We start from the raw sequence: 12,574 nt of genomic DNA, 5'->3' as shown, positions 1-12,574 counted from the left end.
ACCGGTAACCTCGTAGCCGGACGTCAGGCGCACACGGGCAACCTTACGCAGGGCCGAGTTCGGCTTCTTCGGGGTGGTGGTGTAGACGCGTGTGCAGACGCCGCGGCGCTGGGGGCAACGCTCCAGAGCCGGCACGCTGGTCTTTTCGACCGCACGCTTGCGCGGCTTGCGCACTAGCTGATTGATAGTAGCCATGTATCCGTATTCTCCGACCAAAAACTAGCACGACGGGCCCAGTCGCCCGCCGTAAAGGGCAGTGATTCTAAGCAGTTGCCGCGTTGGTGTCAACGCGACATCATTCCTCGTCGCCGGTCTCCTCGCCGCTGGACTCGACCTCGGCAACCTCCTCCGGCGCACCGAAGAGCTCGTTGGCCTGATCCAGCGCCGCGTGGCGCTTGCGCCGGCGCTCCTCGTGGTGCGCCAGACCGGTGCCCGCCGGGATGAGACGACCGACGATCACGTTCTCCTTGAGGCCACGCAGCTCGTCGCGTCCGCCGCGGGTTGCCGCGTCGGTGAGCACGCGCGTGGTCTCCTGGAACGAGGCCGCGGAGATGAACGACTCGGTGACCAGCGACGCCTTGGTGATGCCGAGCAGCATCGGCTCGAACTTCGCCGGGAACTTGCCGTCCTTCTCGAGTGCCGCGTTCTCCTCGACGATCCGCGTGCGGTCGACCTGATCGCCGCGCAGGTAACCGGAGTCGCCCGCCTCGGTGATCTCGACCTTGCGCAGCATCTGGCGAACGATCACCTCGATGTGCTTGTCGTCGATGCCGACACCCTGCAGGCGGTAGACGTCCTGGATTTCCTTGACGATGTAGTTCGCCAGATCCGCGATGCCGCGCAGGCGCAGGATGTCGTGCGGTGCCAGCTCGCCGTCGGCGATGATCTCGCCCTTGTCGACGTGCTCGCCCTCGAAGACGTTGATCACGCGGTACTTCGGGATCAGCTCCTCGTGCTGCTCGCCGTTCTCGTCGGTGATCACCAGGCGCTGCTTGCCCTTGGTCTCCTTGCCGAAGCTGACCGTACCGGTGTGCTCGGCCAGGATCGCGGGCTCCTTGGGCTTGCGGGCCTCGAACAGGTCGGCGACACGCGGCAGACCGCCGGTGATGTCGCGGGTCTTCTGCGATTCCTGCGGGATGCGTGCGACCACGTCACCCACCTGGACCTCGGCACCATCGGAGATGCCGATGATCGCGCCGGCCGGCAGCACGTAGATCGCGGGGATCTCGGTGCCCGGCAGGTTGACGGCGTTGCCGTCGCGGTCGACCAGGGCGATCGCCGGGCGCAGGTCCTTGGCGGTACCGGAGCGCTGTGCCGGGTCGATGATGATCTGCGAGGACAGGCCGGTGATCTCGTCCGTCTCGGTCTTGACCGACTGACCGTCGACGAAGTCCGAGAAGCGGGCGAAGCCTTCCACCTCACTGACAACCGGGTGCGTGTGCGGGTCCCAGTTGGCCAGCGTGGCGCCGGCATCGACCTTCTCCCCGTCCTTGACGCGGATGACGGAACCGTAGGGGACCTTGTAGCGCTCGCGCTCGCGGCCCTGCTCGTCGAGCATGCCGAGCTCGCCCGAGCGGGTAACCGCCACGAGATCGCCGTCGCGGTTCTTGACCGTCTTGAGGTTGTGTAGCCGCACGCTGCCGGCCGCCTTGTTCTCGACCGAGCTGGCCGCCGCGGAACGCGAAGCGGCACCACCGATGTGGAAGGTCCGCATGGTCAGCTGGGTGCCCGGCTCGCCGATGGACTGGGCGGCCATGACGCCGACCGCCTCGCCCAGGTTGACCGGCTCGCCGCGTGCCAGGTCGCGACCGTAGCACTGGGCACAGACACCGTGGCGCGCCTCACAGGTGATGGTGGAACGCACCCAGACCTCGTCGATGCCCGACTGCTCGATGCGGGCGACCATCGCCTCGTCGATCAGCGTGCCGGCCGGGAGGAGCACCTCGTCGGTACCCGGGATGACCAGGTCCTTGGAGGTCACGCGACCCAGGATCCGGTTGCCCAGGCCCTCGACCACGTCGCCACCCTCGATCACGGCGGTCATCTTCAGACCGTCGCTGGTGGTGCCGCAGTCGTCGGAGGTGACGACCAGATCCTGCGCCACGTCGACCAGGCGACGGGTCAGGTAACCGGAGTTGGCGGTCTTCAGCGCGGTATCGGCCAGACCCTTACGCGCACCGTGGGTCGAGATGAAGTACTGCAGTACGTTCAGACCCTCGCGGAAGTTCGCCGTGATCGGCGTCTCGATGATCGAGCCGTCCGGTTTGGTCATCAGGCCGCGCATGCCGGCCAGCTGACGGATCTGCGCAGCGGAACCCCGCGCGCCGGAGTCGGCCATCATGAAGATCGCGTTGAATGAGTTGTGAACGATCTCCTCGCCGTCCTCGCCGGTTTCCACGTGCGAACCGATCTGGTTCATCATCGCCCGGGAGATGGAGTCGTTGGCGCGCGACCAGATGTCGACGACCTTGTTGTAACGCTCCTTCTCGGTCACGAGACCCTGGCCGTACTGATCCTGGATCTCCTTGACCTCGGCCTCGGCGGTGGCCAGCTCGGCCTCCTTCGACTCCGGCACGATCATGTCGTCGGCGCAGATGGAGATGCCCGAGCGCGTCGCGTAACGGAAGCCCATGTACATCAGCTGGTCGGCGAACACGACCGTGTCCTTCAGGCCGAGGTGACGGTAGACGTAGTTGAGCAGGGCCGAGATCGGCTTCTTGCCCATGTCCTTGTTGATCTGCTCGAAGGGAATGCCCTCGGGCACGATCCGGTAGAGCAGAGCCCGACCGACGGTGGTCTCGACGATCGCGGTCTTGGATTCGACCGTGCCGTCTTCCTCGCGGACCCAGTCGGTGATGCGGACACGCACCAGCGCGCCCAGCTCGACCTGGCCGTTGTCGTAGGCGCGCTGCACCTCCTCGGAGTCGGCGAAGATGATGCCTTCGCCACGCGCGTTCACCTTGGCGCGGGTCATGTAGTAGATGCCCAGCACGATGTCCTGCGACGGCACGATGACCGGGTCACCGGAGGCCGGCGACAGGACGTTGTTGGTCGACATCATCAGTGCGCGCGCTTCCGACTGCGCCTCGAGCGACAGCGGCAGGTGCACGGCCATCTGGTCGCCGTCGAAGTCGGCGTTGTAGGCCGAGCAGACCAGCGGGTGCAGCTGGATCGCCTTGCCCTCGATCAGGGTCGGCTCGAACGCCTGGATGCCGAGACGGTGCAGGGTCGGTGCGCGGTTCAGCAGTACCGGGTGCTCGCGGATCACTTCCTCGAGCACGTCCCAGACCTCGGGACCCTCGCGCTCGACCAGCTTCTTGGCCGCCTTGATGGTGGTGGCCAGCCCACGACGGTGGAGCTTGCCGAAGATGAACGGCTTGAACAGCTCCAGCGCCATCTTCTTGGGCAGACCGCACTGGTGCAGGCGCAGCGTCGGGCCGACCACGATGACCGAACGGCCCGAGTAGTCGACACGCTTGCCGAGCAGGTTCTGACGGAAGCGGCCCTGCTTGCCCTTGATCATGTCGGCGAGCGACTTCAGGGGGCGCTTGTTGGTGCCGGTGACGGCACGACCGCGACGACCGTTGTCGAGCAGCGAGTCGACAGACTCCTGCAGCATCCGCTTCTCGTTGCGCAGGATGATGTCCGGCGCGTTGATCTCGAGCAGGCGCTTGAGGCGGTTGTTGCGGTTGATGACCCGGCGATAGAGATCGTTGAGGTCACTGGTCGCGAAGCGGCCGCCGTCCAGCGGGACGAGCGGGCGCAGGTCCGGCGGCAGGACCGGCAGCTGGGTCATGACCAGCCACTCCGGACGGTTGCCGGAGGCACGGAACGACTCGAGCAGCTTCAGGCGCTTGGTGATGCGCTTGATCTTGGTCTCGGAACCGGTCTCCGCGAGCTCGTCGCGCAGCTTGAGGATGTCCTCGTCGAGGTTGATCTCCTTGAGGAGCTTCTGGATGGACTCAGCGCCCATGCCCGCCTCGAACTCGTCGCCGAACTGCTCGAGCGCTTCGACGTACATCTCGTCGGTGAGCAGATCGCCCTTGTTCAGGGTGGTCATGCCCGGGTCCGTGACGATGAACGCCTCGAAGTAGAGCACGCGCTCGATGTCGCGCAGCGTCATGTCGAGCAGCAGGCCGATGCGGCTCGGAAGCGACTTCAGGAACCAGATGTGCGCGGTCGGACAGGCCAGCTCGATGTGGCCCATGCGCTCGCGACGCACCTTGGAGAGAGTCACCTCGACACCACACTTCTCGCACACGACACCACGGTGCTTGAGGCGCTTGTACTTGCCGCAGAGGCACTCGTAGTCGCGCACCGGGCCGAAGATCTTGGCGCAGAACAGGCCGTCCCGCTCCGGCTTGAAGGTGCGGTAGTTAATGGTCTCCGGCTTCTTCACTTCGCCGAACGACCAGGAACGGATCATCTCCGGGGAGGCCAGCGAGATACGGATGTGGTCGAAGTCCTCTTCGCCGACCTCGTGGTTCATCAGATTAAGCAATTCTTTCATTGACTACCTGCCTAACGTGTTCTGTCACACGGCACCATGGACCCGGGTGTTGCCCCGAGGCCCATGCCCCGGAAATCACTCGTCGTCTTGTTCCAGCTCGATGTTGATGCCGAGCGAGCGGATCTCCTTCAACAGCACGTTGAAGGACTCCGGCATGCCGGCATCCATCCGGTGGTCGCCATCGACGATGTGCTTGTACATCTTGTTCCGGCCGTCGACGTCGTCCGACTTGACGGTCAGCATCTCTTGGAGCGTGTAGGCCGCGCCGTACGCCTCGAGTGCCCAGACCTCCATCTCGCCGAAGCGCTGACCGCCGAATTGCGCCTTGCCGCCCAGCGGCTGCTGGGTGACCAGGCTGTACGGACCGGTCGAACGCGCGTGCATCTTGTCGTCGACCAGGTGGTTGAGCTTGAGGATGTACATGTAACCGACCGTGGTGTGGCGCTCGAACGCCTCGCCGGTACGGCCATCGTACAACTGCACCTGACCGCTCTCCGGCACCTCGGCCAGCTTGAGCATGTGCTTGACCTCGTCCTCGACCGCGCCATCGAAGACCGGTGTGGCCATCGGCACGCCCTTCTTGAGGTTGCCGGCCATCTCGATCAGCTCGTCGTCGGTCAGGCTGTCCAGATCGACGCTCTGCGTCTCGCGATGGTTGTAGACCTTGTCGAGGAATTCGCGCAGCTCCTTGACCGCCTTCTCGCGCTCGAGCTTGAGGCGCTTCTCGATCTGGTGACCCAGACCGCGCGCGGCGAAGCCCAGATGCGTCTCGAGGATCTGACCGATGTTCATCCGCGACGGAACACCCAGCGGGTTGAGGCAGATGTCCATCGGGGTGCCGTCTTCCATGTACGGCATGTCTTCCTCGGGCACGATCATGGAGATGACGCCCTTGTTGCCGTGACGACCGGCGAGCTTGTCACCCGGCTGGATGCGACGCTTCACGGCCACGTACACCTTGACCATCTTCAGGACGCCCGGCTGCAGGTCGTCGCCCTGCTGGATCTTGCGCTTCTTGTCCTCAAAGCGCGCCTCGGCGTCTTCCTTCTCGCGCTCGAGCTGGGCCTTGTACTCCTCCAGCGCACTGGCGGCGGCCTCGTCCTCCACGCGGATCTCGAACCACTTGGCCGGGTCGATCTTGTTCAGCTGCGCGGCGGTGATCTTGGCCTTGGCCTTCACGCCGGTCGGGCCGCCGACGGCGACCTTGCCCAGCAGCAGTTCGCGGACACGGGCCTGGATATCGCCCTCGATGATGCGCATGCGGTCCTTGAGGTCCTTGCGCACCGCGTCGAGGTCGGCTTCCTCGATGGAACGGGCCCGGCTGTCCTTCTCGATGCCGTCGCGAGTGAAGACACGAACGTCGATGACGGTGCCTTCGATGCCCTGCGGAACCCGCAGGGAGGTGTCCTTCACGTCGGACGCCTTCTCGCCGAAGATGGCTCTGAGGAGCTTTTCCTCCGGGGTGAGCTGGGTTTCGCCCTTCGGCGTCACCTTGCCCACCAGGATGTCGTTCGGCTTGACCTCGGCACCGATGTGCACGACGCCGGCCTCGTCCAGCTTGTTCAGCAGGTTCTCGGCGACGTTCGGGATGTCGGCGGTGATTTCCTCGGCGCCCAGCTTGGTGTCGCGGGCGACACAGTTGAGCTCCTCGATGTGGATCGTGGTGAAGCGGTCTTCGCGCACCACCCGCTCGGACATGAGGATGGAATCCTCGAAGTTGTAGCCGTTCCACGGCATGAAGGCACAGAGGATGTTCTGACCCAGTGCCAGCTCGCCCATGTCGACGGACGGGCCGTCGGCCAGGACGTCACCCTTCTCGATCTGGTCACCGACCTTCACCAGCGGACGCTGGTTGATGCAGGTGTTCTGGTTCGAGCGGGTGTATTTGGTCAGGTTGTAGATGTCGACACCGACCTCGCCCTGGGTGGCTTCCTCGGACTTCACCCGGACCACGACACGCGAGGCGTCGACACGGTCGACCACGCCGCCACGCTTGGCGACCACGCAGGCGCCGGAGTCGGTCGCGACCACGCGCTCCATGCCGGTACCGACGAGCGGCTTGTCCGCCTTGAGGGTCGGCACGGCCTGACGCTGCATGTTCGAGCCCATCAGGGCGCGGTTGGCGTCATCGTGCTCGAGGAACGGGATGATCGAGGCGGCCACCGACACGATCTGCTTCGGCGAGACGTCCATGTACTGGATCTCGGCCGGATCGGCGAGCATCGACTCGCCCGACTTACGTGCGGCGATCAGCGCGCCTTCGAAGGCACCCTTGTCGTCCAGCGGCGCGTTCGCCTGGGCGATGGTGTACTTCTCTTCCTCGTAGGCCGACAGCCAGTCGACGTCGGCGGTGACCTTGCCGTCGACGACCTTGCGGTACGGCGTCTCGAGGAAGCCGTAGGTGTTGGTCTGCGCGAACACGGCCAGCGAGTTGATCAGGCCGATGTTCGGACCTTCCGGGGTCTCGATCGGGCAGACGCGGCCGTAGTGCGTGGTGTGTACGTCACGCACCTCGAAGCCGGCCCGCTCGCGGGTCAGGCCGCCCGGGCCCAGTGCCGAGATACGACGCTTGTGCGTGACCTCGGACAGCGGGTTGTTCTGGTCCATGAACTGCGACAGTTGCGAGGAGCCGAAGAACTCCTTCACCGCCGCGGCGACCGGCTTGGCGTTGATCAGGTCCTGCGGGGTCAGACCCTCGCTTTCGGCCTGGGTCAGGCGCTCCTTCACGGCACGCTCGACGCGGACCAGACCGATGCGGAAGACGTTCTCGGCCATCTCGCCCACCGAACGGATGCGGCGGTTGCCGAGGTGGTCGATGTCGTCGGTCTTGCCGTTGCCGTTGCGGATGGCGATCAGCTCCATCAGCACGTCGAGGATGTCCGACAGGTCACCGCTCTGCTCGACGCGCTGCTTGGCCTCGTCGTCGCCGGCCTCGGCCAGGCCACGGAAGTACTTGGCGTCGTAGAGGATGCCCGGACCCTCGTCGCTCTCGCGCTCGAGACGACGGTTGAACTTCATGCGGCCGACCTCGGACAGGTCGTAACGCTCCTCGGAGAAGAACAGACCGTGGAACAGGCCTTCGGCCGCGTCTTTGGTCGGCGGCTCGCCCGGACGCATCATCTTGTAGATCTCGACCATCGCCTCGAGCGGGGTGGTCGACGGATCGTTGCGCAGCGTCAGCGACATGTACGGGCCGCGGTCGACCTCGTTGTAGTACAGCGTCTTGAAGGACTCGATGCCGGCCTTCTGGAAGCTGGCCAGCATGTCCTCGGTGATCTCGTCGTTGGCGTTGGCGATCACTTCGCCGCTGTCGGTGTCGACCACGTCCTTCGCGAGCGTGCGACCGATCAGGAACTCAGCCGGTACCGGCAGGCTCTCGATCTCGGCCTTCTTCAGTTCGCGCACGTGCTTGGCGGTGATGCGCTTGCCCGTCTTGACGATGGTCTCGCCGCCGACCTCGATATCGAAGGCCGCGTCCGTGCCCTTGAGACGCTCGGGGACGAGGGCGAGCGAGAGGTTTTCACCGTCGACGCGGAACTCGTCGTGCTCGAAGAAGATGTCGAGCATCTCTTCGTTGTTGTAGCCCAGCGCGCGCAGCAGGATCGACGCCGGGATCTTGCGGCGACGGTCGATGCGGACGTAGACGAGGTCCTTCTGGTCGAACTCGAAGTCCAGCCAGGAGCCGCGGTACGGGATGACCCGCGCGGAGAACAGCATCCGCTTGGAGCTGGTGCTCTTGCCCTTGTCGTGGTCGAAGAACACGCCCGGGGAACGGTGCAGCTGAGAGACGATGACCCGCTCGGTACCGTTGACGACGAAGGTGCCGCTCTCGGTCTGCAGCGGGATCTCGCCCATGTAGACATCCTGTTCGCGGATGTCCTTGACGACCTTGGAGCCGGCCGGCGCGTCCTTGTCGTAGATGACCAGGCGCAGCTTGACGCGCAGCGGCGCGGAGTAGGTCAGACCGCGGATCTGACACTCGCGCACGTCGAAAGCCGGCTCGCCGAAGTGGTAGTCGACGTAGTCGATTTCAGCATTGCCCGAGTGGCTCGAGATCGGAAACACCGAGCTCAGCGCCGCATGCAGACCGATGTTGCGACGCTCCTTCTGCTTGACGCCCTGTTGCAGGAAGCCCTCGTAGGACTTCACCTGGGTGGTCAACAGATAGGGGACCGGCAGAACCTCGGCGCGCTTGCCGAAGTCCTTGCGGATTCGCTTCTTCTCAGTGAATGAATAGCTCATCTACTTTCCTCGTCGGGACAATCTGAGTGTGATCACCAGCTAACTGGCGATGCACGCCGTGGCGCGCGGGGACCCATTCCCCCTGGCTGGGGCGGCTCACCGCCCCGGGCAACCTTTCGCGATCAGACCGCAGATCCGATTGCGAAAGGTGGCCCAACAAGCACATAAAGGCCGGCGACCCGAAGGCCACCAGCCCATACCTGGGTGCTGTGGTTAAGCGACCCTTGCACTCGTTTACTTGAGCTCGACGGAAGCGCCTGCCTCTTCGAGCTTGCCCTTCATGGACTCGGCCTCTTCCTTCTCGACGCCTTCCTTGATGGTGCTCGGAGCGCCTTCTACCAGCTCTTTGGCTTCCTTGAGGCCCAGGCCGGTCAGCTCGCGGGTCGCCTTGATGACGGCAACCTTGTTGGAGCCGAACGAGCTCATGACCACGTCGAACTCGGTCTGCTCTTCTGCGGCGGCGCCGCCTTCGGCACCACCGGCTGCCGGTGCAGCGGCAACGGCCGCGGCGGCGCTTACGCCGAACTTCTCTTCCATGTCGGAGATCAGTTCAACGACCTCCATGACGGACATGTTGGAGATTGCTTCGAGGATATCGTCTTTTGTAACTGCCATGATTGAGTACCTGAAAAATGATGAAAAAGGTTAAGCCGCTTGTTTCTGGTCGCGAACGGCTGCCACGGTGCGAACCATCTTGCCCGGCACCTCGTTGAGGGTGCGGGCCAGCTTGGTGACCGGCGCCTGCATGGTCGCCATGAGTTGCGAGAGCGCTTCCTCACGGGTCGGCAGGCTGGCAACGCGATCGATAGCGGAAGCCGGGAGGAGCTCGCCACCCAAGGACACGAACTGGACGTCAAGCGCTTCCATATCCTTGGCAGCGTCCTTCATCAGACGTGCCGCGGAACCCAGGTCGTCCATCGAGAACGCGAGGATGAGCGGGCCACGCAGGGCGTCGCTCATGCATTCGTACTCGGTGCCTTCCAGGGCGCGCTTGGCCAGGGTGTTCTTGACGACTCGCAGGTAGACACCTTGCTCACGCGCCTTCACGCGCAGCTCGGTGACCTGCGAAACCGACAAGCCACGGTACTCGACGCCAACCGCCGAGTAGGCCTTGGATGCAACCTCGGCGACTTCGGCGACAACCAGCTTCTTACGATCGAAGGTTAGTGCCACGTCTCTTACCTACGGTTGCGAAGGGATAACCCTTCGTGATTGGAAATTCGGTTCGAAACCCGTTCGAACCGCCCTTCTCAACGGCCACCCAGACATGAATTCATCGGGACTCTAGCCGTCTGCGCAGGCTTTCTCGATTAAGCGGGGGAGCGAACCCGCCCGCGCCTGCGGTCTTTGACGCCACCGGCACTCAAGCCGGCAGTCCAAAGAACGTAACCGGCCCCGACACGAGGTCGAGGCCGGCAATTCGTCATGCGACGCGTTTACTCGGCGATCGAACCCTGGTCGACCGACAGGCCCGGCCCCATGGTGGTGGAGACGGAAACGCGCTTCATGTAAACACCCTTCGCGCCGGTCGGCTTGGCCTTGTTCAGGTCGCCGATCAGGGCGTTCAGGTTCTCGATCAGAGCCGCCGGCTCGAAATCCACCTTGCCGATGGTGCAGTGGATGATGCCGTTCTTGTCGGTGCGGTAGCGCACCTGACCAGCCTTGGCGTTCTTGACCGCGTTGGCCACGTCCGGCGAGACCGTGCCGACCTTCGGGTTCGGCATCAGGCCGCGCGGGCCGAGGATCTGGCCCAGCTGGCCGACAACGCGCATCGCGTCCGGGGAAGCAATGACGACGTCGAAGTCCATGCGGCCCTGCTTGACCTCGTCGGCCAGGTCTTCCATGCCGACCACGTCGGCACCGGCTTCCTTGGCCGCTTCGGCGTTCGCGCCCTGGGCGAACACGGCGACGCGGACGTCCTGACCGGTACCGCGCGGCAGCACGGTCGAACCACGAACCATCTGGTCCGAGCGGCGCGGGTCGACGCCAAGGTTGACGGAAACGTCAACGGACTCGTTGAACTTGACGGTGGAGAGCTCTTTCAGCAGGGAGAAGGCTTCCTCGGCACCGTACTGGCGGTTGCGATCGACCTTCTCGGCGATCAGCTTCTGACGCTTGCTCAGCTTTGCCATCTCACACACCCTCCACGTTGAGGCCCATGCTGCGGGCGCTACCGGCGATGGTGCGCACACGGGCGTCGAGATCCTTCGCCGTCAGGTCCGGCTCCTTCGTGGTGGCGATTTCCTCGAGCTGCGCTCGGGTCACGGTGCCCACCTTGGTCTTGTTCGGCTCGGCCGAACCGCTCTTGATGCCCACGGCCTTCTTCAGCAGGATGGCCGCCGGCGGGGTCTTCATGATGAAGGTGAACGACTTGTCCTGATAGACAGTGATCACCACCGGGACCGGAAGACCCGGCTCGATGTTGCCCGACGCCGCGTTGAACTCCTTACAGAAGCCCATGATGTTGACGCCGTGCTGACCCAGGGCGGGACCGATGGGAGGTGACGGGTTGGCCTGGCCGGCCGGCACCTGAAGCTTGATATAAGCTGAGACTTTCTTAGCCATGATGACCTCTCGTGTGGGTAGTTAGCGCCCGGCTCGCGGCCAGGCTCCCCGTTTGTCGACTGATCAGGTCTTCTCGACCTGGTCGAAGTTGAGCTCCACCGGAGTGGAACGCCCGAAAATACTGACGGCCACGCGCAGGCGGCTCTTCTCGTAATTGACTTCCTCGACCGTGCCGGTGAAGTCGTTGAAGGGGCCGTCGCAGACCCGCACCATCTCGCCGACGTCGAACAGCGTCTTCGGCTTCGGCTTCTCGGTGGAGTCCTTCATCCGGTTCAGGATCTGGTCCGCCTCACGCTCGGTGATCGGCGTGGGCTTGCCTCCGGAGGTGCCGATGAAGCCGAGCACGCGCGGTACGGACTTGATCAGGTGCCAGGCCTCGTCGGTCATGTCGACCTGGACCAGCACGTACCCCGGGAAGAACTTGCGCTCGGAACGACGCTTGACGCCATCGCGCATCTCGACCACCTCCTCGGAGGGGACGAGAATCTCGCCGAACAGATCCTGCAGACCGGCGCGCTCGATGCGCTCCTGCAGCGCCTTCTTGACGCTGTTTTCGTACTGTGAAAACGCCTGGACGACGTACCAGCGCATCGCCATGCTTAAGCCTCCTAACCGGTAATGCTGCGAACGATCCAACCCAGCAGCGAGTCGACGCCCCAGAGGAACAGGCCGATCAGGATGACGAGCAGGATGACCACGAGAGTCGTCTGCGTGGCCTCCTGGCGCGTCGGCCAGACCATTTTCTTGACCTCGAGACGCGAGTCGAACGTGAACTGCCAGATCGACCGCCCGACGGCCGTGGTGTACGCCACGGCGATCGCGAGCCCCGCTCCCGCCACGACGGCCAGAATGCGCAGGAACAGCGGTTGGCCTTCAAGCAGGTAATAGCCCACGATGCCGGCCAGGATCAGCGCGATCGCAACCGCGATCTTGGCCGAATCCAGGCCGGAGGAAGTGGACTGCACGGACTTTTCCGACATGTTAGGAACTCACGCTTCAAAGACAGCACCCGCCGGCCGGCGAACCGGGCCCGGCGGGCACCCCCTGCACGGAAGTGGCAGGGCAGGAGGGACTCGAACCCCCAACCTACGGTTTTGGAGACCGTTGCTCTGCCAGTTGAGCTACTGCCCTAATGTTTTTCGCCTACCGCGAAAAAAGAGCGCGAAGTCTATCCGACTCCGCGCCTCGACGCAACCCGTTGCGGATTACTCGATGATCTTGGAAACGACGCCAGCGCCGACGGTACGACCGCCTTCA

General features: G+C 64.2%; 8 protein-coding genes, 1 tRNA gene and 1 pseudogene. All 10 read right to left on the bottom strand.

The window, feature by feature from the left end:
* Nucleotides 1-195 (bottom strand): annotated as a pseudogene (rpsL, locus tag AWR35_RS04545) (30S ribosomal protein S12); the annotation flags it as partial.
* Nucleotides 196-295: 100 nt separating this feature from the next.
* A complete protein-coding gene (gene rpoC / locus AWR35_RS04540) occupies nt 296-4,510 on the bottom strand; it encodes a DNA-directed RNA polymerase subunit beta' (RefSeq protein ID WP_058574777.1) in 4,215 nt (1,404 codons plus the stop codon).
* Between the two features lie 75 nt (nt 4,511-4,585).
* Nucleotides 4,586-8,752, bottom strand: a complete 4,167-nt coding sequence (rpoB, locus tag AWR35_RS04535; RefSeq protein WP_058574776.1) for a DNA-directed RNA polymerase subunit beta — start codon at nt 8,750-8,752, stop codon at nt 4,586-4,588.
* Between the two features lie 234 nt (nt 8,753-8,986).
* Nucleotides 8,987-9,367, bottom strand: coding sequence for a 50S ribosomal protein L7/L12 (gene rplL, locus AWR35_RS04530; protein ID WP_058574775.1), 381 nt, complete (start codon nt 9,365-9,367; stop codon nt 8,987-8,989).
* A 30-nt stretch (nt 9,368-9,397) separates the two neighbouring features.
* Nucleotides 9,398-9,925 carry a 50S ribosomal protein L10 gene (gene rplJ / locus AWR35_RS04525; RefSeq protein ID WP_058574774.1) on the bottom strand — a complete coding sequence of 176 codons (528 nt, stop codon included), beginning with the start codon at nt 9,923-9,925 and terminating at the stop codon, nt 9,398-9,400.
* Between the two features lie 263 nt (nt 9,926-10,188).
* A complete protein-coding gene (gene rplA / locus AWR35_RS04520; protein WP_058574773.1) occupies nt 10,189-10,884 on the bottom strand; it encodes a 50S ribosomal protein L1 in 696 nt (231 codons plus the stop codon).
* A gap of 1 nt (nt 10,885) precedes the next feature.
* Nucleotides 10,886-11,317: a 50S ribosomal protein L11 gene (gene rplK / locus AWR35_RS04515; protein WP_058574772.1), complete on the bottom strand. Its 432-nt coding sequence runs from the start codon at nt 11,315-11,317 to the stop codon at nt 10,886-10,888.
* Nucleotides 11,318-11,380: 63 nt separating this feature from the next.
* A complete protein-coding gene (gene nusG, locus AWR35_RS04510) occupies nt 11,381-11,914 on the bottom strand; it encodes a transcription termination/antitermination protein NusG (RefSeq protein WP_058574771.1) in 534 nt (177 codons plus the stop codon).
* 11 nt (nt 11,915-11,925) lie between these two features.
* Nucleotides 11,926-12,297: a preprotein translocase subunit SecE gene (gene secE, locus AWR35_RS04505; protein ID WP_058574770.1), complete on the bottom strand. Its 372-nt coding sequence runs from the start codon at nt 12,295-12,297 to the stop codon at nt 11,926-11,928.
* Nucleotides 12,298-12,372: 75 nt separating this feature from the next.
* Nucleotides 12,373-12,448, bottom strand: a tRNA-Trp gene (locus AWR35_RS04500).
* Between the last annotated feature and the right edge of the window lie 126 nt (nt 12,449-12,574).

The organism is Guyparkeria sp. WRN-7 (genome assembly GCF_001641825.1).
Classification (GTDB): domain Bacteria; phylum Pseudomonadota; class Gammaproteobacteria; order Halothiobacillales; family Halothiobacillaceae; genus Guyparkeria.
Note: the sequence above shows the minus strand (reverse complement) of the source record. Positions and strands in the feature narration are given on the sequence as shown.

What these genes read in the sequence shown, in the direction of transcription:
- rpoC (WP_058574777.1), bottom strand. Translation starts at nt 4,510, where the DNA reads ATGAAAGAATTGCTTAATCTGATGAACCACGAGGTCGGCGAAGAGGAC.
- rpoB (WP_058574776.1), bottom strand. Translation starts at nt 8,752, where the DNA reads ATGAGCTATTCATTCACTGAGAAGAAGCGAATCCGCAAGGACTTCGGC.
- rplL (WP_058574775.1), bottom strand. Translation starts at nt 9,367, where the DNA reads ATGGCAGTTACAAAAGACGATATCCTCGAAGCAATCTCCAACATGTCC.
- rplA (WP_058574773.1), bottom strand. Translation starts at nt 10,884, where the DNA reads ATGGCAAAGCTGAGCAAGCGTCAGAAGCTGATCGCCGAGAAGGTCGAT.
- rplK (WP_058574772.1), bottom strand. Translation starts at nt 11,317, where the DNA reads ATGGCTAAGAAAGTCTCAGCTTATATCAAGCTTCAGGTGCCGGCCGGC.
- nusG (WP_058574771.1), bottom strand. Translation starts at nt 11,914, where the DNA reads ATGGCGATGCGCTGGTACGTCGTCCAGGCGTTTTCACAGTACGAAAAC.
- secE (WP_058574770.1), bottom strand. Translation starts at nt 12,297, where the DNA reads ATGTCGGAAAAGTCCGTGCAGTCCACTTCCTCCGGCCTGGATTCGGCC.